Origin of the sequence: Acidovorax sp. SUPP1855, assembly GCF_030158955.1 — a bacterium.
In the GTDB taxonomy this organism is placed as follows: Bacteria; Pseudomonadota; Gammaproteobacteria; order Burkholderiales; family Burkholderiaceae_C; genus Paracidovorax.
In genome coordinates this window covers 20,152-46,507 of record NZ_BQXI01000008.1, presented here as the reverse complement: position 1 = coordinate 46,507, position 26,356 = coordinate 20,152, and the positions used below count along the sequence as shown (strand labels likewise).

At 65.1% G+C, this 26,356-nt stretch carries 21 protein-coding genes; 13 read left to right on the top strand and 8 right to left on the bottom strand.

Features of this window, described 5'->3' with window-relative positions; translation table 11 throughout:
- Positions 1-16: 16 nt before the first annotated feature.
- Together AVMA1855_RS09075 and AVMA1855_RS09070 are read left to right on the top strand one after the other, a co-directional pair.
- Complete coding sequence (locus AVMA1855_RS09075) at positions 17-1,555, top strand: winged helix-turn-helix domain-containing protein (RefSeq protein WP_284412316.1); 1,539 nt, start codon at positions 17-19, stop codon at positions 1,553-1,555.
- 69 nt (positions 1,556-1,624) lie between these two features.
- The gene (locus AVMA1855_RS09070; RefSeq protein ID WP_284425462.1) at positions 1,625-3,757 is read left to right on the top strand and encodes an NAD(P)-binding protein; all 2,133 of its coding nucleotides are present in this window, start codon (positions 1,625-1,627) and stop codon (positions 3,755-3,757) included.
- A gap of 60 nt (positions 3,758-3,817) precedes the next feature.
- Here AVMA1855_RS09070 and AVMA1855_RS09065 read toward each other — a convergent pair whose 3' ends face one another.
- Positions 3,818-5,092, bottom strand: a complete 1,275-nt coding sequence (locus AVMA1855_RS09065; protein ID WP_284425461.1) for an amidohydrolase family protein — start codon at positions 5,090-5,092, stop codon at positions 3,818-3,820.
- A 256-nt stretch (positions 5,093-5,348) separates the two neighbouring features.
- Between AVMA1855_RS09065 and AVMA1855_RS09060 the strand changes: the two genes are divergently transcribed.
- Entirely contained in the window at positions 5,349-5,738 is a 390-nt protein-coding gene (locus tag AVMA1855_RS09060; protein WP_284425460.1) for a VOC family protein, read from the top strand.
- 75 nt (positions 5,739-5,813) lie between these two features.
- Here AVMA1855_RS09060 and AVMA1855_RS09055 read toward each other — a convergent pair whose 3' ends face one another.
- From AVMA1855_RS09055 to AVMA1855_RS09030, 6 genes are all read right to left on the bottom strand, one after another.
- The gene (locus AVMA1855_RS09055) at positions 5,814-6,518 is read right to left on the bottom strand and encodes an AraC family transcriptional regulator (RefSeq protein WP_284425459.1); all 705 of its coding nucleotides are present in this window, start codon (positions 6,516-6,518) and stop codon (positions 5,814-5,816) included.
- Between the two features lie 16 nt (positions 6,519-6,534).
- Positions 6,535-7,149 carry a GNAT family N-acetyltransferase gene (locus tag AVMA1855_RS09050; RefSeq protein ID WP_284425458.1) on the bottom strand — a complete coding sequence of 205 codons (615 nt, stop codon included), beginning with the start codon at positions 7,147-7,149 and terminating at the stop codon, positions 6,535-6,537.
- A 47-nt stretch (positions 7,150-7,196) separates the two neighbouring features.
- On the bottom strand, positions 7,197-8,120 hold the full coding sequence (locus AVMA1855_RS09045; protein ID WP_284425457.1) for an ABC transporter permease: 924 nt from the start codon (positions 8,118-8,120) through the stop codon (positions 7,197-7,199).
- 109 nt (positions 8,121-8,229) lie between these two features.
- Positions 8,230-9,291 (bottom strand): ABC transporter permease, encoded by a 1,062-nt coding sequence (locus tag AVMA1855_RS09040; RefSeq protein WP_284425456.1) that lies wholly within the window; start codon positions 9,289-9,291, stop codon positions 8,230-8,232.
- Positions 9,288-10,940: an ABC transporter ATP-binding protein gene (locus AVMA1855_RS09035; RefSeq protein WP_284425455.1), complete on the bottom strand. Its 1,653-nt coding sequence runs from the start codon at positions 10,938-10,940 to the stop codon at positions 9,288-9,290. Before AVMA1855_RS09035 ends, AVMA1855_RS09040 begins: the two co-directional genes overlap by 4 nt.
- Before the next feature lie 33 nt (positions 10,941-10,973).
- Entirely contained in the window at positions 10,974-11,984 is a 1,011-nt protein-coding gene (locus AVMA1855_RS09030; RefSeq protein ID WP_284425454.1) for a BMP family protein, read from the bottom strand.
- 257 nt (positions 11,985-12,241) lie between these two features.
- Here AVMA1855_RS09030 and AVMA1855_RS09025 point away from each other — a divergent pair, with 257 nt between their 5' ends.
- From AVMA1855_RS09025 to AVMA1855_RS08995, 7 genes are all read left to right on the top strand, one after another.
- A complete protein-coding gene (locus tag AVMA1855_RS09025; RefSeq protein ID WP_284425570.1) occupies positions 12,242-14,464 on the top strand; it encodes a type I secretion system permease/ATPase in 2,223 nt (740 codons plus the stop codon).
- Complete coding sequence (locus AVMA1855_RS09020; protein WP_284425453.1) at positions 14,461-15,999, top strand: HlyD family type I secretion periplasmic adaptor subunit; 1,539 nt, start codon at positions 14,461-14,463, stop codon at positions 15,997-15,999. Before AVMA1855_RS09025 ends, AVMA1855_RS09020 begins: the two co-directional genes overlap by 4 nt.
- A 168-nt stretch (positions 16,000-16,167) precedes the next feature.
- The gene (locus tag AVMA1855_RS09015) at positions 16,168-16,905 is read left to right on the top strand and encodes a hypothetical protein (protein WP_284425452.1); all 738 of its coding nucleotides are present in this window, start codon (positions 16,168-16,170) and stop codon (positions 16,903-16,905) included.
- A 101-nt stretch (positions 16,906-17,006) separates the two neighbouring features.
- On the top strand, positions 17,007-17,234 hold the full coding sequence (locus AVMA1855_RS09010; RefSeq protein WP_284425451.1) for a hypothetical protein: 228 nt from the start codon (positions 17,007-17,009) through the stop codon (positions 17,232-17,234).
- Entirely contained in the window at positions 17,231-17,737 is a 507-nt protein-coding gene (locus AVMA1855_RS09005) for a hypothetical protein (protein WP_284425450.1), read from the top strand. The genes AVMA1855_RS09010 and AVMA1855_RS09005 overlap by 4 nt, the downstream gene beginning before the upstream one ends.
- A 28-nt stretch (positions 17,738-17,765) precedes the next feature.
- Positions 17,766-18,110, top strand: coding sequence for a hypothetical protein (locus AVMA1855_RS09000; protein WP_284425449.1), 345 nt, complete (start codon positions 17,766-17,768; stop codon positions 18,108-18,110).
- A gap of 15 nt (positions 18,111-18,125) precedes the next feature.
- Positions 18,126-18,632 (top strand): hypothetical protein, encoded by a 507-nt coding sequence (locus tag AVMA1855_RS08995; RefSeq protein WP_284425448.1) that lies wholly within the window; start codon positions 18,126-18,128, stop codon positions 18,630-18,632.
- A 311-nt stretch (positions 18,633-18,943) separates the two neighbouring features.
- Here the strand turns inward: AVMA1855_RS08995 and AVMA1855_RS08990 are convergent, their stop codons facing one another.
- Entirely contained in the window at positions 18,944-19,150 is a 207-nt protein-coding gene (locus tag AVMA1855_RS08990; protein ID WP_284425447.1) for a hypothetical protein, read from the bottom strand.
- Positions 19,151-19,273: 123 nt separating this feature from the next.
- Here AVMA1855_RS08990 and AVMA1855_RS08985 point away from each other — a divergent pair, with 123 nt between their 5' ends.
- From AVMA1855_RS08985 to AVMA1855_RS08975, 3 genes are all read left to right on the top strand, one after another.
- Positions 19,274-25,075: a putative Ig domain-containing protein gene (locus AVMA1855_RS08985; protein WP_284425446.1), complete on the top strand. Its 5,802-nt coding sequence runs from the start codon at positions 19,274-19,276 to the stop codon at positions 25,073-25,075.
- A 495-nt stretch (positions 25,076-25,570) separates the two neighbouring features.
- Positions 25,571-25,903 carry a hypothetical protein gene (locus tag AVMA1855_RS08980; RefSeq protein ID WP_284425445.1) on the top strand — a complete coding sequence of 111 codons (333 nt, stop codon included), beginning with the start codon at positions 25,571-25,573 and terminating at the stop codon, positions 25,901-25,903.
- A 9-nt stretch (positions 25,904-25,912) separates the two neighbouring features.
- A complete protein-coding gene (locus AVMA1855_RS08975; RefSeq protein WP_284425444.1) occupies positions 25,913-26,311 on the top strand; it encodes a hypothetical protein in 399 nt (132 codons plus the stop codon).
- Positions 26,312-26,356: the final 45 nt, after the last annotated feature.

Sequence of the window (26,356 nt, the reverse complement as noted above, 5' to 3'; positions counted from 1 at the left end):
CAAGAACTTGCGGGCCATGACCACTGAATTCACGTTTTCCCACTTCACGCTGAGGGTCCACGAGCGCCAGTTGCTGGCCCACGGTAAGCCTGTCCTGCTGGGAGCCCGCGCTTTCGACGTGCTGTGCGCCCTGGTCCACAAAGCCGGCGCGCTGGTGACCAAATCGGAGCTGTTCAACCTCGTCTGGCCGGGCATGGTGGTGGAGGAAAACAACCTGCAGGTGCATGTCTCCTCGCTGCGCAAGCTGCTGGGCTCCGACTTGATCATGACCATCCCGGGGCAGGGCTACCGGTTCGTCGCGCGCGTCGCGCCGGTGGCCATTGGCACCCAGGTGCCCGAGCCGCTGCCGGCCGCCGTTGTGTCCAGCGCCTCCCGCTCGGTGGCGGTGCTGCCGTTCGGTGTGGCGGGTGGTCTGGCCGAAGACGGCTACCTGGCCGACGGCATGGCCGAGGACATCATCAACCGCCTGTCCCGCTCGCGGTGGCTGTACGTGATCGCCCGCAGCTCCTCGGTGAGCTACCGGCATCCGCTGCCGCCCAACGGCACCATCAGCCAGGAGCTGGGGGTGCGCTACCTCGTGTCAGGCCTGATCCGGTTCAACGGCAACCGGCTGCGCGTGACCGCGGAGCTGATCGACGGGCCGCGCAATGAAACCATCTGGGCGCAAAGCTTCGACCGGCCGGTGGACGACCTCTTTCAGGTGCAGGACGAGATATCGGCCGCCATCGTGAGCGCCATCGAGCCGGTGTACCTGCGGCGCGAGGAATGGGTCAGCAGCCAGACCACGCCCCGCGACCGCGAGCATTGGGAGCTGCTGATGCGCGCGCGCTGGCATTTCTGGCGCTCCACGCGCGACCACATGGAGAAGGCGGAGTACTTCGCGCAAAAGGCGCTGGACACCAAGCCCGACGATCCCCCGACCCTGGCCCTGCTGGCATTCATCCTAATGTCACGGGTGTGGGCCGGCTGGTCCGAATCCGCCCGCATGGACATCGCCGAAGCCAACCGCCATGCCCTGCAGGCGGTGAGTCACGACGACACCGACGCCTTCGCCCATTTCACGCTGGGCACGGTGCTTTCGTTCTCGCGCAATTTCCCGCAGGCGATTTCCGAGCAGGAGCACGCCCTGTCGATCTATCCGCAGTTCGCCGCGGCGGCGGGCGAACTGGGGCGCCTGCTGGCGTTTTGCGGGCGCACGCAGGAGGCCGCGAGCTACGCATTGCAGGCCTGCGAGGCCAGTCCGCTCGATCCGCACCTGAGCCTGTGGATCCGCACGCGGGCGCTGGCGAGCTTCATCGAGGGCGATTACCAGGCCGCGCTGGGCTTCGCCCTGCAGGCGCTGTCCAAGCGCCCGGACTGGTTCTTCAACCACTACCTGCTGGCCGCGTGCCAGGTCGCGTCCGGCCGCCCGGAGGACGGGCAGCAGACCCTGCGGCAAGCCCAGAAGTTCGGCCCGTACTCCCTGCAGGCGTTGAAGGCCGGCCATCCCTTCGTGCATGACGAGCATCTCAACCATTACACAGACTGCCTGCGCCAGGCGGGCTGGAGCGAGTGAGGCGCGCATCCATCCGGTCGTCCACGAGAAACCCAACCATCGGCAATCCAAAAGAGAGAGGGAAACGGTATGTCTGAAGCGAATGCACCCCAGAAAATCGCCATCCTGGGGGGCGGCCTGGCCGCCCTGACGGCGGCCTACGAACTGACCAGCCAACCCGGCTGGCAGGAGAAATACGCCATCACGGTGTACCAGATGGGCTGGCGGCTCGGCGGCAAGTGCGCCACCAAGCGGGGGCCCAACAACCGCATCGAGGAGCACGGCATCCACGGGTTCCTGGGCAGCTACTACAACGCGCTGCCGATCATGGCCGACTGCTACAAGGCCCTGGGCCGCCCGGCGGACGCCAAGCTGGCCACGTTCGAGCAGGCCTTCATTCCCGAGAGCTTCGTGCTGATGTGGGAGTTCGAGAACGGCGGCTTCAAGCGCTGGCCCATGACCGTGCCGACCAATTCGCTGACCCCGGACGATGCCTCGTCGCTGCAGACCATCCGCCAGTGGATCGGCGGGCTGATCGAGACCACGCAGGGCCTGATCGACCCCGAGGCCACGCCCGGCCTGAGCGAGATCCACAAGCTGGAGCTGCGCGCCGGCCAGGACATCCTGGAGCGTCTGCAGACCGCGATCCTCGACGAGAACGCCGAGCTGGGCACCAGCCACCCCGCGCTCGATGAGGTGTGGGACTGGCTGCACGCGCGGCTCAAAGGCCTGATCGACGAGAACGACGACCTGCGGCGCCTGTACATCCTGCTCGAATACCTGATGGCCATCGTGCGCGGCGTGCTGGCCGACCGCATCATCGAGCGCGGCTTCGATGTGATCGACAACGAGAATTTCAGCGACTGGCTGGCGCGCCACGGCGCTTCGGTGATGACGGTGTCGTCCCCGCTCGCGCTCAACACGGTCAACCTGTCCTACCAGTACCCGCAGGGCGATACGGCGCGCACCGCCACCATGGCGGCAGGCGCCTACCTGCATTGGTCGCTGCGCAGCTATGCGTACATGGGTGCATTCGCCTGGCTGTTCGCGGCGGGCACGGGCGAGACGGTGATCGCGCCGCTGTACCTGGTGCTGCGCCAGCGCGGCGTGCAGTTCGAGTTCTTCCACAAGGTCGAAAACCTCGCGCTGTCGGCCGACGGCCAGTCGGTGGCTGCCGTGCAGATGGGCGTGCAGGCCACCCTGGTGAAGCCGGATGCGCCCTACGAACCGCTCGTGCCGATCGAAGGCCTGCCAGCGTGGCCGTCCGGGCCCTGCTACGACCAGTTGGTGGAAGGCGATGCGCTGCGCGAGCAGGACATCGACCTGGAGTCGTACTGGACGCCCTGGAAGAATGTGGGCCAGAAGACCCTGAAGGCCGGCGAAGACTTCGATCAGGTGGTGCTGGCCATCGCGGTGGGCGCCGTGCCCTACCTGTGCAAGGAGCTGCTGGCCGCGCGTCCCGAATGGCGCGCGATGGTCGAGAAGGTGCCCACCGTGCAGACGCAGACCATGCAGGTCTGGCTGAACCGCAGCACCACCGATCTGGGCTGGGACATTCCCCTCAAGAACCCCACCGATACGGTGATCGGCGCCACCTACATGAACCCGCTGGATGGGCAGGTGGATTTCACCCACCTGCTGCAGTGGGAGTCGTGGCCGGCCAGCCAGATGCCCAAATCGCTGTGGTACTTCTCGGGCGCCATGGCCGACTACGAGCCGCCGCCGCCCCTGACCGACACCGGCTACCCCGCACGGGCCCACGCCCGGGTGAAGGCCCAGTGCATTCAGTACCTGCAGGTGTGCATGGGGCCGCTGCTGCCGAAATCCACGACCAACGTGGTCTCGCCGCCGGGCGACCCGACGGGCATGGATTTCAGCCTGCTGCAGGACCACGACCCGGCCAACACCGGGCTGGGCGTGCAGCGCTTCGACCAGCAGTTCTGGCGCGCCAACATCGACCCGTCCGAGCGCTACGTGATCAGCCCGCCGGGCAGTACCGCCGCGCGGCTCAAGGCGTGGGAGTCGGGCTTCAGCAACCTCGTGCTGGCGGGCGACTGGATCTACACCGGGCTGAACGTGGGCAGCGCCGAGGGCGCGACCATGGGCGGCCGGCTCGCGTCGCACGCCATCAGCGGGTATCCAGCGCTGACGGACATCGTGGGCTATCCGGTCTCGGCCGACGCCCCGTGCGCACCGCCTGCGGCGCCCGCCGCCGCTGAATAATGCAATAAGGCGACAGGGCCAGCGGGAAACCGGGCTGCGGCGGCGCAGCCCGTGGGCCGGTCAGCCGCGCAGGAAGTCCGCGTGGCCGGGCCGGCCGGGCAGATGCAGTGCCGCCACGGGCGCCGGGCTGCCCGCCACCCGCCGGCCTCGCCGCCACACCCCCAGGCGCGTGGCGCGCAGCCGGATCGCCTCGGCCGGATCGCGCGCATGCAGCAGCACGAAGTCGGCATGGCAGCCGGGCTGCAGGCCATAGCCCTCCAGGCCCAGCAGCCGGGCCGGGTTCGTGGTCACTGCCTCGAAGCACTGGCGCATGGCTTGCTGGCCGGTCATCTGCCCCACGTGCAGGCCCATGTGGGCGGCCTCCAGCATGTCGCCGCTGCCGCCCCCGTACCACGGGTCCATCACGCAATCGTGGCCGAAGGCCACCGTCAGGCCCGCGGCCATCAACTCGGCCACACGGGTCATGCCGCGGCGCTTGGGGTAGGTGTCGTGGCGGCCCTGGAGGGTGATGTTGATGAGCGGGTTGGCCACCACCCCCAGCTGCGCCTCGGCCATCAGGGGGATGAGCTTGCTCACGTAGTAGTTGTCCATGCTGTGCATGGAGGTGAGGTGCGAGCCCGTCACCCGGCCGTGCAGGCCCAGGCGCTGGGTTTCGAAAGCCAGCGTTTCGACGTGGCGCGAGAGCGGGTCGTCGGTCTCGTCGCAGTGCATGTCCACCCGCTTGCCCCGATCGGCGGCCAGCTCGCACAGGATGCGCACGCTTTCCGCTCCCTGCGCCATGGTGCGTTCGAAATGGGGAATGCCGCCCACCACGTCCACGCCCAGGTCCAGCGCGCGCTGGAGGTTGTCCAGGCCGCCCGCGGCGCGCAGCACGCCGTCCTGCGGGAAGGCGACCAGCTGCAGGTCCAGGTAGGGCGCCACGCGGCGCTTCACGTCCAGCAGCGCGTGCACGGGCAGCAGCCGTGGGTCGCTGGTGTCCACGTGCGAGCGGATGGCCAGCAGGCCGCGCGCCACGGCCCAGTCGCAGTAGTGCATCGCCCGCTCCACGATGGCCTCGTGCGTGAGCTGGGGCTTCAGTTCGCCCCACAGCGCGATGCCCTCCAGCAGCGTGCCGCTCTCGTTCACGCGGGGCTGGCCGTAGCTCAAGGTCGAATCCATGTGGAAGTGCGCATCGACGAACGGCGGGCTCAGCAGCAGGCCGCCCGCATCAACGGTCTCGTGCGCCGGGGCCTGCAGGCCCTCGGTCACTTCGGCAATGCGCCCGTCCTGCACGGCCACGGAAACGTTCGTGCGGCCATCGGGCAGGGTGGCGTTGTGGATGAGCAGGTCGAGCATGGTTTGTGGGGCCGGACAAGGGTGAGAGGGGGGCTGGCGGGAGCGCGGTGCAGGCCGGCATGCAAAAGGCTTGCCCGCGGCGCCACCGGGCCTGCCAGTGTAGGCCGCGGGGGATGTCGTTGCGCAGCCTGATGGCCGGGCCGGGTGCGCCAGCCGGTATGACGGCCCATGTCGGATTTCTTCCAGACCGCACGGAAAAGGCCGCCTATGCTGCGGGCACGTTCGATCCACCCTGTCTTTTGCTGAAGGAGACCCCATGCAGTTCGGCTACACCATTCTTTATGTCGAAGACGTGCCCGGCACCGTCGCTTTCTACGAGGCCGCGTTCGGTCTTTCGCGCCGCTTCGTGCACGAGGCGGGCGATTTCGGCGAGATGGAGACCGGCGCCACCGCGCTGGCGTTCTCGTCGCTCCAGCTGATGGCCCAGCTGGGCAAGAACCCGCAGCGGGCGGTGGCCGGTGCGCCGCAATGCGAGATCGCCTTCACCACCACCGAGGTCACCGCGGCCGTGGACCGCGCGATCCAGGCCGGCGCCACCCTGGTGCAGGCTGCCGAGTCCATGCCCTGGGGCCAGACGGTGGCCTATGTGCACGACTGCAACGGCTTTCTGGTGGAGCTGTGCGCGCCGATGGGCGCGGGCAACTGACGGGGTGAGCGGCGCTTGGGCGGCGCCGCGCCGTTCAACGCGGCTGGTTCGATGTGGCCGATGGCAAGGCAGCGTTCAGCCGTAGCCGCTGGACTGCACGGAGGCCAGCAGGTCCTTCGATGCCCGCAGCCGGGCGGGCGTCTGTCCCAGCCAGTGCCGGCATTCGCGGCCGAAGTGCGCCTGGTCGGCGTAGCCATGGTCCGCCGCGATGGCGGCCAGGGGCGGGCCACCATCGCCCGCCAGGGCCTGGGCCGCTCGACGCACCCGCGCGAGGGCGCGCCAGTAGCGTGGGGGCTCGCCGGTCGCGGTGCGCATCAGCCGCTCCAGCGTGCGTTCCGACACGCCCAGCGCCCGCGCGGCGTCCCCCACGGTCGGGGCCTGCGCCAGGGCGGCCAGTGCCTCCTGCACGCGCGCGTCGCACCGCGTGAAGTCGGCCAGTGCCGCGTGCACGCGGGCGGCGGTCTCGGCCGGATCGCGGGTCAGGTCGATGGCCTGCACCGACTGCAGCAGCGCGTCGGCATCCACCCCCACGCCGGGATGCAGCCGAAAGCCCAGCCAGTCCTCGCCGGCGCGGGCGGGCACGCCGTAGGCCTGCTGCGGCAAATGCGACACCATCCAGTGCACGGCACCGTGGGCGTCGATCTGCACGATGAGGTCGCGGCACCCGTCGGGCAGCACGCAGGTCACGCCGGCTTCGGTGCCCTGGTGCTGCCAGCGTTCCAGCACCGTGGGCGGCAGCCACACCGCGGTGGGGCAGGCGGGCAGCAGGGGGCGTTCCATGGGAGACCGGGGCCCTTCAGCCGCCATGCGTGCCGGCGTGCCAGTCGGTGCGGGCGAGCCGGTACAGGCAATGCGGCCGCACCGGCTGGCCCACCGGCACGGCCGGGTGGTCGAACGCTTCGGTGGGGCTTTCGCGCATGCCCAGGCGCTGCATCACCGCGCGCGAGCGCTGGTTGCCCAGGGTGGTGAATGACACGATCTCCGACAGGCCCAAGTCTTCGAAGCCTGCCCGCAGCGCCAGGCGCGCCGCCTCGCTGGCCAGGCCCTGGCCCCAGAAGGGCCGGGCGAGCCGCCAGCCTATCTCCACGCACGGCGCGAACGGCAGTTCGGCCGAGGGCGTGTGCAGGCCTACGAAGCCCATGAAGCGCGGGCCGCTGTCGCCCTGCAGGCAATCCGCGGCCCAGAAACCCCAGCCGCGCTGCGCGATCAGCGCCTCGATCCGGTCGGCCATGGCATCGCTGGCGTCGCGGGCCAGCGGCGCGGAAAAGTGCGCCATCACCGCCGGGTCGGCATTCATCGCGGCGAAGGGCGCGCGGTCGGCGGCGGTCCATGGCCGAAGGCGCAGCCGCGGCGTGGCCAGGGACTCCGGGGCGATGGGGACGAAGGTGTCCGGGGGCTGGGGTGTCGGCATGCGCCGATGTTATGGGAGAGGAGAGGGGTCCGGTCGCCCGAGGTTCGCTACCGCTCGCCCTTGCGGTAGGGCTTCATCAGCGCCTGCGGATACGCCGCCTTGCGGGCCACCAGCACCAGCGCCAGGATCGACAGCAGGTAGGGCAGCATCAGGTACACCTGGTACGGCAGCCACGCTTCGCCCGCCTGTTGCAGCCGCAGCTGCAGCGCATCGAAAAAGGCGAACAGCAGCGCGCCCAGCAGCGCCTTGCCGGGCCGCCACGAAGCGAACACCACCAGCGCCACGCAGATCCATCCGCGCCCGTTCACCATGTTGAAGAAGAACGCATTGAACGCCGACAGCGTGAGAAACGCCCCCGCCACGCCCATCAGGGCCGAGCCCGCCACCACCGAAGCGGTGCGCGTGGCCGCCACCGGAATGCCCTGGCCCTCGGCCGCCTGGGGGTTCTCGCCCACCATGCGCACCGCCAGCCCGAGCGGGGTGCGCAGCAGCACCCAGGCCAGCAGCGGCACCAGCAGCAGGGCCAGCAGCGTGAGCGGCGTCTGGGCCGACAGGATGGGAATGCCCAACCAGGCCATGGGCGCGAACGGCTCGACCGTGGGCGGCGTGGTCACCTTCGGAAAGCCCACGCGGTAGCCGTAGTAGCTGAGCGAGGTGGCCAGCAGCGTGATGCCCAGCCCCGACACGTGCTGCGACAGCGCGAGCCCCACGGTCAGCCAGGCATGCAGCAGCCCGAAGGCCGCCCCGGTGAGCGCGGCCACCAGCACGCCGGTCCAAAGGCCATGGCCGGCATGCACCGTGAGCCAGCCTGTGAAGGCGCCCGCGACCATGATCCCCTCGATGCCCAGGTTCAAAACGCCTGCGCGCTCGCACAGCAGCACGCCCAGCGTGCCCAGGACGAGCGGCGTGGCCACCCGCAGCGTGGCGATCCAGAACGCCGGGTTGGCCAGGATGTCCATCAGCTCGGTCATACTGCCCAGCCCTTCCATGCATTTGCTATTGATTTGGTAGCATCAAGGGCAATTATGAATAGGGCATGGGGGCGATTCGGCTTGAAACCGGTCATGGCATGCTCCCGCATCACTTCCAGCGCACCCGGTACTGCGCGAGCAGCCCCGCCACCAGCACCGCGATCAGCGAGGCCGCCACGATCACGTCGGCGATGTAGGTGGGAACACCCACCGCGCGGCTCATGCTGTCCGCCCCCACCAGCACCCCCGCCACGAAGACGCCCGCGGCCACCACGCCCAGCGGGTGCAGGCCCGCCAGCATGGCGATCACGATGCCGCTGTAGCCATAGCCTGGCGACATGTCCAGCGTCACGTAGCTGGTGCGGCCCGCCACCTCGATGGCGCCTGCCAGCCCTGCCAGGCCGCCCGAGAGCAGGGCCACCAGCACCACCGTGCGCGTGATGGGCACGCCGGCGAACGCCGCCGCGCGGGCATTGGCCCCCGCCGCGCGGATCTCGAAACCCGGCACCGTGCGCGTGAGCAGCGCCCACAGCAGCACGGCCAGCCCCACGGCCCACAGCAGGCCGGTGTGCAGCCGCGTCTGCGGCACCAGGCGCGACAGTTCCAGCTCGCCTTGCAGCGCCACGCTTTGCGGCCAGCCGAGGGCGAGGGGGTCTTTCATGGGACCGTCGAGCAGGGCGGACACCAGCAGCAGCATCACGAAGTTCAGCAGCAGCGTGGTCACCACCTCGTCGACCCCGAGCCGCGCCTTCATCAGCGCCGGCCCCAGCAGCAGGGCGGCCCCGGCCAGCGCGGCGGCCAGCATCATGAGCGGGAACAGCACCGGCACCGGCCACTGCAGGCCGGTGCCGCCGTGCATGCCGCCCACCGCCACCGCCACGATCGCGCCGGCATACAGCTGGCCCTCCGCGCCGATGTTGAAGAGCCGCGCGCGGAACGCCACGGCCGCGGACAGCCCCGTCAGGATGAGCGGCGTGGCGCGCGTCAAGGACTCGGTCAGCGCGAACACCGAGCCGAACGCACCCTGCGCCAGCAGCGCGTAGGTGCGCCCCACGGGGGCGCCGGCCCACAGCACCAGCAGGGCGCTCACCAGCAGGGTGAAGGCCACCGCGCCGATCGGGGCCGCCACATAGGCCAGCGCCGAAGTGCGCTCGCGTTTTTCCAGTCTCATGGGGTGTCGCTTTCAGGCGCGGGCGCCACGGTGGCCGGTGCGGCGTCGGCGCTGCCGCGGGCTCCGCCGGGGTCTGCCCCGGCCATGGCCAGGCCGATGGCCTCGCGCGTCCAGCCCTCGGCGGGGCGCGCCTCGCTCAGGTGCCCGGCGTGCATCACCGCCACGCGGTCGCCCAGCGCCAGCACCTCGTCCAGGTCGTCGGAGATCAGCAGCACGGCCGCGCCGGCATCGCGCGCCGCCACCAGCTGCCGCTGCACGAACGTGACCGCGCCGATGTCCAGGCCCCAGGTGGGCTGGTGCGCCACGATCAGGCGGGGGGCCGGCTGCGTTCCGTCGCCCGGCGGCAGCAGGGCCCGGCCCAGGATGAGTTTTTGCATGTTGCCGCCCGACAGCGACCGCGCCGGCGCGTCCAGCCCGCCGCCGCGCACGTCGAACGTCTCGACCACGCGCCGGGCATGCTGGCGCGCCACGCCGCGCCGTATCCAGAAGCCGGCGAACGCGCTGCGCGAGAACCAGCGGCTGGACAGGCGCTCGGACACCGCGTTCTCCCACACCGGCAGATCGCCCACCACGCCCACGGCATGGCGGTCTTCAGGAATGCGGGCCACGCCTTGCGCCACCAGACGGGTGGGCCGGGCGGCTAGCGGGGCGCCCAGCAGCGTGGCGGTGCCGCCCGTGGGGGCGCGCACGCCGCACAGCACATCGGCCAGCGCCACCTGGCCATTGCCCGACACGCCCGCGATGGCCACGATCTCGCCCGCATGCAGCGTGAGGCTCACGCCCCGCAGAGCGTCGTGCGCCGACCGCGCCGACGCCTGCGTCCGCACGTCGTCCAGGGTGCACACCGGCGCACCCACCGCGTGGGCCGGGCTGCGCGCCGCCACCTCCACCGCGTGGCCCACCATCCACTGCGCGAGCTGGCCCTGCGTGGTGCCCCGCGCGGGTGCCTCGGCCACGAGTCGGCCCTGCCGCAGCACGGCGATGCGGTGCGACACGCGCAGCACCTCGCCCAGCTTGTGGCTGATGAACACGATCGACAGGCCCTGCGCCACCATCTGGGCCAGGGTGTGGAACAGCGCCTCGCTCTCCTGCGGCGTGAGCACCGCGGTGGGCTCGTCCAGGATCAGGATGCGGGCGCCGCGGTACAGCGCTTTCAGGATTTCCACGCGCTGCCGCTCGCCCACCGAAAGGCTGCCCACGCGGGCATCGGGCGCCACCGGCAGGCCGAACCGGGCCGAGACGTCCAGCAGCCGCGCGCGGGCCGCGGCCCGGCGCGAGAACGGCTGCCACAGCGGCTCGCTGCCCAGCATCACGTTGTCCAGCACGCTCAGGTTGTCGGCCAGCGTGAAGTGCTGGTGCACCATGCCGATGCCGGCCGCGAGCGACGCCCGGGGCTGGCCCGGCGGCAGCGGCTGGCCGAAGACCTCGATGTGCCCCGCATCGGCCCGGTAGTGCCCGAACAGAATCGACATCAGCGTGGACTTGCCCGCGCCGTTCTCGCCCAGCAGCGCCAGCACCTCGCCCCGGGCGAGGGTCAGGTCGATGCCGTCGTTGGCGACCAGCGGGCCGAACCGCTTCGTGATGCCGCGAAGGCGCAGCACGGGCGGCGCGGCCTCGGCGGACGGCGGGCGGGCGGCGGGCTCACCCACGCGGTGTGCTCCGCCCGGCGCAGCGCGCGCGCATCACTTTGCCGTGGACTTGGGCTGGCTGTCGTCCACCTTCACGGTGAACTTGCCCCCGAGAATGTCGGCCTCCCTGGCCTTCACCTTGGCCACGACCTCGGCCGGCACCTTCTTTTCGAACGTGCCCAGCGGCGCGAGTTCGGAGCCCTTGTGCTTCATCATCGAATAGGGGCCGTAGTCCTCGGCGGCGAACTTGCCTTCCTTGACCAGCGCAATCGCGCGGTCCACGCTGGGCTCCATGTGCCACAGCGCCGAGGCCACCACCGTGTCCGGGTACTGGGCCTGCGTGTTGATCACGTTGCCGATGGCCAGCTTGCCCTTTTCCTTGGCGGCATCGGACACGCCGAAGCGCTCGGCATAGAGCACGTCGGCGCCCTTGTCGATCATGGCGAAGGTCGCCTCCTTGGCCTTCGGCGGGTCGAACCAGCTGTTGATGAAGGTGATGGTGAACTCGGCCTTCGGGTTCACCTCCTTCGCACCGGCCATGAAGGCGTGCATCAGGCGGTTGACCTCCGGAATCGGAAAGCCGCCCACCATGCCGATCTTGTTCGTGCGGGTCATGCCGCCCGCCACCATGCCGGACAGGTAGGCCGGCTCCTGGATGTAGTTGTCGAACACGCTGAAATTGGGCGCCTGCGGCTTGCCCGAGGAGCCCATCACGAAGGCCGTCTTGGGAAAGTCCTTGGCCACCTTGCGCGCGGCCGCCTCCACGCCGAACACTTCGCCGAAGATCAGCTGGTTGCCCCCCGTGGCGTACTCGCGCATCACGCGCTCGTAATCGGCATTGGCCACGTTCTCGCTGCTCTTGTATTCGATCTCGCCGCGCGTTTCCGCCGCTTTGAGCGCCTTGTGGATGCGGCTCACCCATTGCTGTTCATAGGGCACCGTGTAGATCGCCGCCACCTTCAGCTTGGCCTGCGCGAAGGCCAGCGTGGGCGCCAGGCCCAGGGTGGCGGAGATGGCCAGGGAGGTGCAGAACAGGCGGCCGGTGAAGAGGCGGCGAGAGGTCATGGAGCGTCTTTCTATGCGAGGAATCGATGCCGGGGTAACGCAATATACGTGCCCAACAGGGCTTTTGAAAGTGGATGCGGTGCAACGAAATTGATGGAAAGTCAATGCGATTGCGTAATTTGTTGTTTGCGTGACTATTTTTGGAAAATAAGAGAATAGGTGCTAGTCCTACATAAACATTGCAAGATTTTGTCGTATAGCATCCTCGCCTTTCGATAGGCAGGAAGTGTGTGATGGTGGCGATTAATGTGTCGGTAATGGCCGGTGGATCAACCGAGGAGCGCCGATCGGCGGATCCCATCACCGACAGGGGAGGACATGGCGGCATCGCCGCCCTTTGCCTCGTTGCCCGAATGCACCATGTGGCAGCCGATCCGGGCACCCTCGCACATCAAATGGGCTTGCAACCCAGCGAGGTACCCACGCTGCAGGATCTGGTCCGCGCGGCCAAGCACATCGGCCTGAAAGCCAAGATCAGTGTCACCACCACTGACCGGCTGGCCCTCAGCCCCTTGCCGGCCCTGGCCATGGTGCGCAACGCGGCCGGCGAGGTGCGGGCCATCGTCCTGGCGCAATGCAACGGCCAGCGTGTGCTGCTGCAAGACCCTTCCGCCGGCCCCGGCGGCAACCGCCCCACCATCGAATCCCTGGAAGACTTCGCCGCGCGGTGGACCGGCGAGTTGCTGCTCATCACCAGCCGCGCCAGCCTGGCGGGCGAGCTGGCCAAGTTCGACTTCTCGTGGTTCATTCCCAGCCTCGTCAAGCACCGCAAGCTGCTGGGCGAGGTGCTGCTGATTTCTTTCATGCTGCAGCTCTTCGCGCTGATCAGCCCCTTGTTCTTCCAGGTGGTGATGGACAAGGTGCTCGTCCACCATGGCGTGACCACACTGGACGTGCTGGTCATCGGCCTGGTCGTGGTGGTGGTGTTCGAGAGCCTGCTGAACGGCCTGCGCGGCTACGTCTTCAGCCACACCACCAACCGCATCGACGTGGAACTGGGCGCGCGGCTGTTTCGCCACCTCATGCAACTGCCGCTGTCGTACTTCCAGGCGCGCCGCGTGGGTGATTCGGTGGCCCGCGTGCGGGAGCTGGAGAACATCCGCAGCTTCCTGACCGGCAACGCCCTCACCGTGGTGCTGGACGTGCTGTTTTCCGTCATCTTCATCGCCGTGATGCTGTTCTACAGCGTGCCCCTCACGTTGATCGTGCTGGTCAGCCTGCCGCTGTATTTCGGCCTGAGCCTGGCCATCGTGCCCGTGCTGCGTCGCCGGCTGGACCACAAGTTCGCGCGCGGCGCGGAGAACCAGGCCATGCTGGTGGAAACCGTCACCGGCATCCAGACCGTCAAGGCCAGCGCGCTGGAGCCTTCGTTCGCCCGCCGCTGGGACAACCAGCTGGCCGCCTACGTCAGCGCCAGCTTCAAGACGCAGAACGTCGCCGCCTGGGCGCACGAGGCCGTCAACCTGATCGGCAAATTGGTGAACGCCGCCACCCTCTGGTACGGGGCCCACCTCGTCATGGACAACCAGCTCACCGTGGGCCAGTTCGTCGCCTTCAACATGTTCGCGCAGCGCGTGGCCCAGCCCATCATGCGCATGGCCCAGCTGTGGACCGACTTCCAGCAGACCGGCATCTCCATGGCGCGCCTGGGCGACATCCTCAACACCCGCACCGAAGTACCGCCCTCCAGCGCCGCGCAGCTGCCCCCCATCCAGGGCCGCATCACCCTGGACGGCGTGCACTTTCGCTACCGGCCCGAAGCCTCGCCCGTGCTGGGCGGTGTGAGCCTGGACGTGCGGCCTGGGGAGGTCATCGGCATCGTGGGCCGTTCGGGCTCCGGCAAGAGCACCCTCACAAAATTAGTGCAGCGACTGTACGTGCCGGAGCAGGGCCGCATCCTGGTCGATGGCATCGACATCAGCCTCATCGATGCCGCCCAACTGCGCCGCCAGGTGGGCGTGGTGCTGCAAGAGAACCTGCTGTTCAACCGCAGCGTGCGCGAGAACATAGCCATCGCCGACCCCGCTGCGCCCATCGAAGCCGTGGTGCACGCCGCCCGCCTGGCCGGCGCGCACGACTTCATCAGCGAGCTGCCCGAAGGCTACGACACCCTGGTGGGAGAGCAGGGCGGCAGCCTGTCGGGCGGCCAGCGCCAGCGCATCGCCATCGCGCGGGCCCTGTTCACCAACCCCCGCATCCTCATCCTGGACGAAGCCACCAGCGCGCTCGACTACGAGAGCGAGGCCATCATCCAGCGCAACATGGCGCACATCTGCCAAGGGCGCACCGTGCTCATCATCGCCCACCGCTTGAGCGCCGTGCGGCACGCGAACCGCATCATCGTCATGGACAAGGGCAAGATCGTCGAGGCCGGGCCGCACGATGCGCTCATCCAGCGCCAGCAAGGCCTGTATGCCCACCTGTGGCGCATGCAGGATGGCAGCAAGGCCGCTCCCGCTGCCGAAGGGGCGATCGCATGACGGACACCGTGATCGCCAGCGCCGCCGTGCCTTCGGATACCCCTGCGAATGCCCCCGCAAGTGCCCACGTCGCCAAACCCCAAACGCAGCGACACCCCGTCATCGAACTGCTGGGCCGCTACCGCGCCGTCTTTCGTGCGGCCTGGGCGCACCGGGCCGAACTGGCAGGCCCTTCGCGCCTGGCGGACGAGCAGGCCTTTTTGCCTGCCGCGTTGAGCCTGCAGGAAACGCCGGTCCACCCGGCGCCCCGGCGCATCGCCTTCGTGCTGATGGCACTGTTCGTGATCGCGTTGCTGTGGGCCATCTTCGGCAAGATCGACATCGTGGCCGTGGCGCCCGGGCGGGTCATCGTGAGCGACCGGACCAAGCTCGTGCAGCCGCTGGAGAACAGCGTCATCCGCCGCATCCTGGTCAAGGACGGCGACCACGTGCAGGCCGGCCAGCCCTTGCTGGAGTTGGACCCCACCGCCGCGCGGGCCGACAAGGCCAGCTTCCACGAAGCGCGGCGGTCCGCAGATTCGGAATGGGTGCGCAGCCGGGCACTGCAGCAGATGCTATCGAATCAGGAGCAAAAAAACCTTGCTGGTAGTGCGGTGGTGGCCCGTTTGACCGCAAAGGACCTTCCAGCCGAATGGAGCCGGGAAGAAACCGCTGAGGCCAATGCCTACCTGGCGGCCGAGTGGAGCGACATCACCGCGCGGCTGGCCAAGCTGGCCGCCGAGCGCCAGCGCCGCCAGGCGGAGATGGCCACCGTGCGGGCCATGATCGGCAAGCTGGAGGCCACCGTGCCCATCGCGCGCCAGCGCGAGCAGGACTTCAAGGCCCTGGCGGACCAGGGCTTCATGTCGGGCCACGCCAACCAGGACCGCACGCGCGAGCGCATCGAACTGGAGCGGGACCTGGCCACCCAGCAGGCCCGGCTGGAAGAGGCCCAGGCCGCGCTGCGCGAGGCCGAGCAAACCCGCAGCGCTTACCTGGCCGAAACCCGCCGCGCTTTGAGCGATCGCCAGGCGCAGGCGGACTTGAAGCGCCAGCAATCGGGCCAGGAGCTGGCCAAGGCCACCCAGCGCGAGCGGCTTGCCACGCTCACGGCCCCCGTTGCCGGCACCGTGCAGCAACTCGCCGCCCACACCGAGGGCGGTGTGGTGACCCAGGCCCAGGCGCTGATGGTGATCGTGCCCGACAGCGCCGGCGTGAGCGCCGAGGTGACGTTGGAGAACAAGGACATCGGTTTCGTGGCGCCTGGGCAGGAGGTCGCCATCAAGCTGGAGACTTTCCCGTTCACCCGCTACGGCACCGTGAAGGCCACGGTGGACAAGGTGACACAGGACGCCGTCACCGATGAAAAGCGTGGCGCGATCTTCCCGGCGCTCATTACCTTGAACCAGAGCCATATCGACGTTGACGGCAAGCCCATCCGGCTGGCGCCGGGGATGAACCTGACGGCGGAGATCAAGACCGGGCAGCGGCGGGTCATCGAATACCTGCTCAGCCCCATCCAGCGGGCGGGCAGCGAGAGCTTGAGGGAACGCTGACGGCACAACGGACGCACGGGACTGCCATCGGTTGCCATCTTCCAACGTGGCACAGGCAGCACAGCGTATCCGTACCACGAAACACCTCCTGCGAGCCATCGCACAGCCGCGGCTGTGAGGCGATGGGCGTGGGTTTGACAGATCCATTGAAAAACGAAAGGAATCCTGATGACCAACAACAACCAGAACGCCCCCGCCGTCTCGTGGCGCTTCCAGGGCACCCAGGGAGCAACGCCCTGGAAGGAAAACTATGTCGAGTCCACCCTTGCGGCTGAGCTCGCCAGCGCGGTGGTGCTTCCTGCTGGCGGCACCGCTGCCGCACCCGCGCTCTCGGCCGCCGTGCAGGAAGCGCGGCTGACGCATGCCTCCATTGCACAGGCGACGGCCACTGCGGCAGACACCGTGCAATGGAACCTGGAGGCGTTGCACTCGCGTGGCCAGAACGGCGTGCTGGGCGAACGGGTTGCCTCCGAGGTGGCTTCGCAGACCATCGTCAGCGTGGAGAGCATGCGCCCCTACGCCTACGAGTTGGGGGTAGACGCAGCACAGGACGCAATGCTCTCAGAGCGCACCAAGCCGCTGGAGTGGTCGGCGGGCGAAGCAAGCATGGAAAGCACCCGTCCCTATACGACCGACAGCGAAGCGCTGGCGATCTTCGAGTCCACCAAGCCGGCGCTGCTGGCGGATGTGACGGATGGTGCAGGAACGACCAAGCCGCTGGAGTGGTCACCCTCCATGAGCAGCGCATTGGAGCAGCCCCTCGCGCTGGCACTGGAAGGCAGCGCACAGCAATTGCTGCAGGCCATGGCGGGCTTTGCGCCATCGGCGATGGGGACTGCGGCAACGGCTTCGGCGACCCAGGCGGTGTTGTGGGATCAGGCCATCTCGGTGGGAACGCAATCGTGAAATGCCGATAGGCATCTTAGTGATATGAAAATTAGCATTCAAGGCAATAAGTACTAGAGCGTAAGAACGATTCGATTCAAGAACCAAGGAAGGAAAAAACCATGGACAAGAAGAACCAGAGCTCTCGACAACCAATGAATCCGCTGCGCACTAGCCTGCTGTGCCTGCTGCTGGCCCCGGGCGGATGCGCGAACGAATACGCGCTCGAAGCCGCGCCCGGCAGCGCCGCCGCGAACCAGCCCGTGAAGGAACGCCAGCGCATTGCGTGCGAGATGTTCCAGCATGTTGTGCTGGCGGAAAATAATACTAACTGGAGGGTCGTGGTATGAGTGCTTTGATATTTATTACGTTGGTGGTGCTGTGGTTATTTATTCTCAAATGGATTGTTGAAAAAATCGCCAGATGGTTGCCAGACCGCCCATGGCGTGTGTGGGTCAAATGGTTAATTTTTGCTTTTTTGATGCCGTTGCCTTTGATCGATGAGATCGTGGGTGGATGGCAATTTGCGCGATTGTGCAAAGCGAATGTGGTGCATGTAAATAGCGGATTTCCACGAGGACAGCAAGTTTATGAAGTAGTCACACCTTCAATGCAGGTAGGAGGGACATTTGTTAGCGTCAGGAAATTGGAATTTCGTTTTCTAGATGTAGCTACAGGAAAAGTTGTCGTCAGTTTCGATCAGTTTCACGCTGAAGGCGGACGACTGTTTCCCGGATTTGACTCAGGTCATGAACCCCTTACTTTCAAAGGGGAATGCCATCCTAATGGAGTTTTTGATAAGAATTTTATTGAATCCATTGGTTTTATTGAAGTAAAAAAACCTAATCAGTAAATTACCAAAAATAAAAGAGAGATCTAATATGCAAAAAATTAATAATGCATATATGAATGCGGTATTGGCTGATGCTTCATATGTGGGTGGGCTAAATCCGAATATCAACTTAAATGGCGCGCTCAGAGATCGAATGACCCCGGCTCTTGCCGAGAGCATCAGCAAAAACTTCAGCGTAGTCACCCAAATCGAATCCGGCCTGAGCAGTTTTGATGCGACCGTCTGGCGAGCGAACAATGAAGAGGGCACTCCGAACCCCAGCGGCAAGATTTATGTTTCCATGCGGGGCACCCAACAAGTCACGGACTTTCTGATTGATGGCGACTTGGCCCTGACCGGCAAAGCCCGGGGGCAGGTCAATGCAAATAATTAACTGGAGTAACATGGCATGAGCGGTTTGATATTTTTAGTGATTTTTGGGATGTTTCTTTGCGGCTGTATATGGCTAGCAAAGCATCTAGGCAACCTAGTGCCTAACCCGTCTTTGCGAAGCGCAGTAAGGATTGTAATATTATTTCTTCTACTAGCTTCTCCGTTAGTGGATGAGGTCATTGGAAAGTACCAATTTGAAGCGCTGTGCAGGGCGAATGGCATTGAGAGCGCAAATGTATCAAAAGCGCAAGGTAAACGAGTGAGACTTGACGTCGGAATAAAACGGCCGTTGTATGGAATGATTATGCCGGGCACCGTGGAAGACTGGTTTTATAGAGACGTTGATAGCAATGAAATTGTGATTCAACATAAAGCTTATTTCGCTTTTGGTGGATGGCTGATGCGGTATTCGCCGCTGAACATGGGTTCACGCCATCCCATTTTTTTCCCAGGTGGTTGTCCCGTTGATTACTTGGATCGAGATTCCATTTTTTCAAAAAACAATATTACTTTGGTTAACTGAAAAACATGTCAAAAATATCAAATATTTTTACTGATGCATTGCTGGCTGATGCAACGTATGCGCTGAATTCAAATAACATTAATGGATTAACTGGGAGTAGTCTTGAAAATCTTGTTGGATTTAAAGATCGAATGACTCCTACCCTCGCCAAATACTTAGGCGATAACTTCACGGTAGTGACTCATATCGAAAATGATGACGCTGTTACCTCGGGCTTCGACGCCACGGTATGGCGAGAAAACGCAAGCGGAAAAATCTATGTGTCTATGCAGGGCACCACTGGATTGCAAGATTTCTTGACCGACGTGGTGTTAGCGCTCACCGGTAATGCCGGGCAGCAAGTCATCGACATGGCCAACTGGTGGCTGAAGATCACCACGCCGGTGGGACAAATGGCCCGCCAGATTGGCCACACCGTGGATGCTGTCAGCGGCTTCGTTAGTGCCGCAAGTGACGTACCGGGCGCCGGTCTTGTCTCGGCCGCAGATCTTGCGCAGGGCACGGAGGTCAATGGTCACAGCTTGGGTGGCTATTTGGCCACTGCATTTACCCGATTGTTTGGGAGCGAGGCCCATGTTGGACACACCAGCACCTTTAACAGTGCGGGTTTTGCTCTTGGCAGTGAAAGGGCCTTCAACAACTTGCAAAGCCTTATCGGCCCGAGCTATGGCCTGGGGCGTTTTCCCAATGGTACAGAACAAAGCAACTACTTTGCCGCCAACGGCCTGAACGTCACGACCAACAGTTTCTACTTCAATCAGCAGGGCCAGCGCATAGACCTGTACCAAGAGGGAGGTGTTGGAATCGCCAACCACTACATGTACAAGCAGACCGACGTGCTGGCCCTGGGCGCCGCGTTGGAAAAGCTGGACCCGGCGTTCACCATTGCCGATCTCAATGCCCTGCTCAAAGCGGGCGACAACAAGATGCAGGGTTCCATAGAGGGCGTATTCGACGGCCTCCGTCGTGCCCTGGCCGGCCCCAATGTGGAGCGACTGCCCATCGGCGACGTGAGCAGCAGCGCCGCTTCGCGGACGACCTACCACGCTACGCTGGCCGACTTGCAGGACAACCCCATTTTCAAAGACCTGGCTGGCCAACTTCGCATCAAGCCCGTCAGCCAGAGCCTGGCCTCTTTGGCGCGTACCGATTTTGGGGCGCTGGTCGCTTTGCAGGACCTGTCGCCTCTCTACATTGGTGGCACCACGGCAAGCGCAAATGACGAATTGGCTGCCCTCTGGCAGAGCGGCCGCGCTGCCGACTATGCGGGTTGGCAAGCAGACCGGACGGCAAGCAACCCCGCCACTTTTTCCGATAACTGGCTCGCTGACCGCACGGCGTTGCTCATGGTGGTCATGCAACGCAATCAGACCGATGCGGCGGGTATCCTGCCCGGATCGCGCAACCTGCATTACATCGATGTGCAGAGCGGTACAGACATCCTGGTCGGCGCAGGCGCCAGCAACGAGCAGCGTGTGCAGTACCTGTTTGGCGGAAACAATCCGGATATGCTGGAGGGCAAAGGCTTTGCCGACCACCTGTACGGCGGGGCCGGGGCTGACACGCTGGACGGCAAGGGCGGCGCGGACTACCTGGAAGGCGGGGCGGGCAAGGACGTGTACCGCTTCAACGGCCAGTTCGGCAACGACACCGTGTGGGACGCGGACGGTTCCGGCACGCTGGAATTCGACGGCGTGGCCATGCCCCTGGCCACCGTCAAGCGCTACGGCTCGGACGATGCCTGGGAGGACGCCAGCGGGCAGTTCCTGTTCACGCGGGTGGCGAACGGGCAGGGCGGCGCCGACCTGCGCATCACCAAGTACACCTCGGCCACCGACAAGACCGTGCAGGGCACGGTCACCGTGCGCAACTACCGGGCGGGGGCCTTCGGCCTCACCCTGGCGGAAGCGGCCGACAAGCCCCAGGCCGCCGGCGGCACCGACACCTCGCTGGTGGTGCTGGCCGCGCAGCCGGGCGACCCCACACGCGCGGCCGACCGCAGCACACCGCCCCTGTCTCAGTCCAACGGCACGCTGGAATATTCCACCACCAGCGGTGCCGACCAGTGGGTGTATGCCGACGACTCCAACGGCGGGCAGACAGTGGCGACCGGCGCGGGCAACGACCGCATCTTCGTCGGCCGGCCGTACGAGTCGCTCACGGTGCCGGGCCTGCAGAACTGGGGACCGAAGGCGGGCGAGGACGAAGACCACGTGTTCGCGGGCGCGGGCGACGATGTGGTGCTTACCGGCTACGGCAGCGACGTGATCGAGGGCGGCGACGGCAATGACTATCTGTTCTCCGCCGAGGTGGGCGAGTACTCGGCAGTGCTGGGCGGCGGCTCCTTCGATTCCGTGTACGGCATGGTTTCGCAGAACCACGATGCGGCGGACGCTGGCAGTTCCGACTTCGTGGACGGCGGAGCGGGCAACGACACGATCCGTGCGGGCATGGGCGGCGACGTGCTGTTTGGGGGCAGTGGCAACGACACCATCAGCGGCATGGAGGGGGACGATCTGCTGATGGGGGGCGAGGGCGCTGACATCCTGTACGGCGATGGCGTGTACACGCAGGGCGACACCGTGGTGGGTGAAATGATCCAGGGCTACACGTTCCGGGGCAACGACACCCTCATGGGCGAGGCGGGCAAGGACATCCTCACGGGTGGCGTGGGCGAAGACCAGTTGTTCGGCGGTGATGGGGACGACCAACTGTTCGGTGACACCAACAGCTATGCCTCATCCAGCGGGGAAAACCTGCTGTGGATTCCCGGACAGTTCCATGCCGCGGACTTTCTGGACGGGGGCGAGGGCAATGATTTTCTGCTGGGCGGCGGTGGTGCGGACGTGTTGCTGGGCGGCCGGGGCAACGACACCATCTATGGCGACCAGTACAGCGGGGACCGCAATGCGGCCCGGTATGCCATCGACGCGCAGTACCACGGCAATGACCTGATCGACGGGGGCGATGGCGAAGACACGATCTTCGCCGACGGGGGCGACGACACGGTGGAGGGTGGAGCAGGCAACGACCGGCTGAGCGGTGGAGATGGCAACGACATCCTGGTCGGCGGCACCGGCTTCGACGTGCTGGATGGTGGCCTGGGCAACGACGTGTACCGTTTTGCGGCGGGCGATTTCGAGGGGGCCAACGAAACCATCGTGGATGCGGGGGGCGTGGACCGCATCGAGTTCATGTCCGGCCTGTCGGCCAGCGATCTGACGGTACGCCGTTCTGGTGACTTGCTGGCGGTGACGTTCGCCGGTCAGGGCGGAGTGGGCCTGCAGGGCGGCGCCATCGAATCCCTGGCGTTTGCCGACGGGACGGTGATGACCTCTGCCGACCTTCTGGCCGCTGCCGTGAAGACCACGGCCGGCGACGATGAACTGCAGACGGTCGTGGCCGGCTCCAGGGTGGACGGCGGTGCCGGCAACGACAAGTTGTCCGGCGACGAGTGGGCGGATGTTCTGCTGGGAGGGGCTGGCAACGACGTGTTGCGTGGCGGTGGCGGCGACGATTTGCTGGATGGCGGGGCCGGAGATGACCTGTTGTATGCCGGCGCCACCGGTGCCGCTGTGCTGATCGGCGGGGCGGGGCGCGACTTCCTCTACGGCTATGAAAGCGACACCACGTACCGCTTTGGCGTGGGCAGCGGCCAGGACTACATCGAGGACAGCGGCGGAATCGACACGATCGAGTTGGGGACAGGCATTGCGCCTGCCGATGTGACCATCCGGAATGGCAACCGGCGATTGACGATGGCCTTATCCAGCGGTGAAACCCTGGAAGTGGCCAACATGTTCAATGCCGATGGGAATTTGCGGCAAGGCGATGCCATCGAGTTCATCCGTTTCGCGGATGGCACTGTATGGAATCAGGAGCAGATCATGGCCCGGGCGCTGTTGCCGACGGCGGGGGCCGATGCGATGTGGGCCTTTGCCGGAGACGATGCGGTCCACGGCGGAGATGGCGATGACACGATCTATGGCAACGATGGCAATGACACCTTGATGGGGGACGCTGGCGACGACCGCCTGGACGGTGGAAATGGCGACGACCAGATCGTCGGCGGCGCGGGCCAGGACGAGATGTCCGGTGGCGCTGGAAACGATGTCTACGTCTTTGCACCGGGTGACGACGCGGGCGTCATCAGCCGGGTGGACGACCGCAACGGCACCAACACGGTGCGGTTGACGGGTGGAGCGTTGGCAGACATGCGGTTGAACTGGAGCGATGAAGAGGGACGGTGGACGCTGCGTTACTCACGTACCGATACGGTCCAACTGTCGGGCGATTTCCGCGTGGAGTGGAATGGCCAGACATATGCCATGGCCGACTTCGCACAGGCGATTGCCGCGTCCAATCAGGCACCAGTGATATCGCATGCGATCGCGACCCAGAACGCCACGGAGGATGCTGCCTGGTCGTTCACGGTGCCCCTGGATACTTTTGCCGACCCGGAGGGCGCTGCGATGGTCTGGAGCGCCAGGGCTGCGGATGGTGGGCCATTGCCTTCGTGGATGCGCTTTGATGCGGCCACCCGCACTTTCAGCGGCACGCCGACCGGCGACGATAGTGGCGTGCGCGGCTTGCAGGTGGTTGTCAAAGATCCTGCGGGCGCTTCTGCCCAGATCAATTTCGAGCTGAGGGTGGCAGCCGTGAACGATGCTCCGGTCGCCACGGGCACTCTGGCGGCGCAGACATTCAAACAAGGCGCGGCCTGGGAGTTCTGGTTGCCTCCATCGATGTTCTATGACGAGGACTATGACGATGTGCTGACCTACTCCGCAACGCTCACGGATGGCAGTGCCTTGCCGTCTTGGTTGAGTTTCGACCCTGTCCAGGAAGTCTTTCGTACCACGGGCACGAGCACGCCGGCAGGCACCGTGAATATCGCCCTCACCGCGACCGACAAGGCAGGCGCCAAAGCCACCCACCGTTTTGCAGTGACCGTGCAGTCCAGCACGATCACGGGCACCGCAAGCAATGACACCCTCACCGGCACCAGCGGCAACGACACCCTCGACGGCGGCGCGGGCGCCGACACGATGACGGGCCTGGGCGGTGACGACACCTACGTGGTCGACAACGCCTCCGACAAGGTGGTGGAGGCTGCCAACGCGGGCATCGACACGGTGCTGTCCAGCGTCACCTACACCCTCGCAGCGAACGTGGAGAACCTGACCCTCACCGGTACGGCCGCCATCAACGGCACGGGCAATGCGCTTGCCAACGCACTCGTGGGCAATGCCGGTGCGAACCGTCTGGACGGCGGCACGGGTGCGGACGCGATGACCGGTGGCGCCGGCAACGACGTGTACGTGGTGGACAACGCGGGCGATACGGTAATTGAGGCCGCCAACGGCGGGACGGATGCCGTGGAGTCTTCCATCACCCACACCCTCGCGGCGAACGTGGAGAACCTGACGCTGACCGGCACGGCTGCCATCAACGGCACCGGCAACGCCTTGGCCAACACCCTCACGGGCAACAGCGGGGCCAACCGGCTGGACGGCGGCGCGGGTGCGGACGCGATGAGCGGTGGCGCCGGCAACGACGTGTACGTGGTGGACAACGCGGGCGACACGGTGATCGAGGCCGCCAACGGCGGGACCGATGCCGTGGAGTCTTCCATCACCCACACCCTCGCGGCGAACGTGGAGAACCTCACGCTGACCGGCACGGCCGCCATCAACGGCACCGGCAACGCCCTGGCCAACACCCTGACGGGCAACAGCGGGGCCAACCGGCTGGACGGTGGCGCAGGTGCAGATGCGATGGGCGGCGGCGCAGGCGACGACGTCTACGTGGTGGACAACGCCAGCGACACCGTGACGGAAGGCGCCAACGGCGGCACGGACACCGTGGAGTCCTCCATCGCCTACACGCTGGGCAGCGACGTGGAGAACCTGACGCTGACGGGATCGTCCGCGCTCAACGGCACCGGCAACGCGCTGAACAACCGGCTGCTGGGCAACGCGGGCGCCAACACGCTGACCGGCGGCGCGGGCGCGGACTACCTGGACGGCGCGGCCGGGGCCGACACGCTGGTCGGCGGATTGGGCAACGACACCTACTGGCTCGGCAGAGGCTACGGCCTCGACACGATCCAGGAGAACGACAGCACCAGCGGCAACCAGGACATCGCGAAGTTCGCCAATGACATCTCGTCGCGCCAACTGTGGTTCCGCAAGTCAGGAAACAACCTGGAGGTGAGCGTCATCGGCACGAACGACAAATTCATGGTGACCGACTGGTATTCCGGTACCAAGAACCAGGTGGAGCGGTTCGACGCGGGGGACGGCAAGAGCCTCACCAACAGCCAGGTGCAAAACCTGGTGCAGGCCATGGCGTCGTTCTCGCCGCCCGCGGCGGGGCAGACGACGCTGCCGGCCAACTATCAGAGTGGGCTGGAGTCGGTGCTGGCGGCGAACTGGAAGTGAGTGAAAAATGACACGACCCGGGTTAGTCGGTCCTTCACGCCTGGCGCCCGGTCGGGTCATCGTGAGCGACCGGACCAAGCTCGTGCAGCCGCTGGAGAACAGCGTCATGCGACGCATCCGGGTGATGCCTTGCGCATCAAATTGGGGCGATGTGGGCTGTCGGCGTCGCTAGCGCACATGCTGAAATTGCTATCAAAAGAAGAGCAAAACAGGCAATCAATACACCGGCATGAGAGGGATTTCATGCAAAAGACCCCAAAAATGCCTCTCGGAGCGTAGAAAATCCAGGCGCCTTGCGAGCGGGAACCGATTTCAAAGCCTTGCGGGTTGACCAGCCATGGTTTTGAATCGGGTTTCGAGAACGTGGAAAGGAAGGTGGATCTTGAATAATCTTTCCAGGGTGTTTACAACATGAAAGAGTTCGAGTACTGAATGCAGTTTCGATAAGACGATGAAAGTTCTTTCAATCATTTAATCATGGATTAGAAAATATTAATGAGCTCAAACCTTTGTAGCAAACATGGGCATAATTTCCTGCGCTCTGTAATCTTTATAGGATTAGGCGGTTTGCTGGTGTCATGTAATTTATCAAATGATGAGTCTAAAGTTTGGATCGCATCGTCAGGGTACAAGTACAAAGAGATGATTTTTGAATCGCCATTACTTGTTGCTGAAAAAATAATCAATGATCCTCCTGCCAAAATGATACTGGTCGCATGCCCATCATCAACCCCTTCAATGATTATTCCATTGCAGCAAATTCTAGCAAATAAAACTTCATCGAAATTGACTATGGTTCGGGAGAATTGTCCAGATGGATTTAACTGAAAGATTGAAATGAACTATCTTGAGGTGATAAGAGAGACTCTTGGCTTCGTCGCTGATCAAGCGGCAGAGGCGGTAGGAAACTCTGGGATGGGCTTGGATTGGAGTCAAGGAGCTTTTCTTTTCAAAGGCTCCAATATTGCATTTAATCTCATTTCCTACAAAAAGGATATCCAGCCTGGTTTGGTTTATCACTACGATAAAAATGGATATATCAGCAGAGCGGACGGCTTTTTAGACGATCCTTATGTTCTGGAATTCAATACTGCTCGAGGCATGATGCTCGATGCCGATTGGAAGGCCCTCGATGCGGAAATGAGGAGAAGATTCCCCGAGATGCCAGATACTAGAGGGAACCTCTCAAAACTTCCGAATTTGCAAGGCTTGAACGCCGTAACTCGTGATTTGTAAGCGCGCCAAGTGGCTGAGACAGGGGTTTTGAGAGGTTCCCTAGAT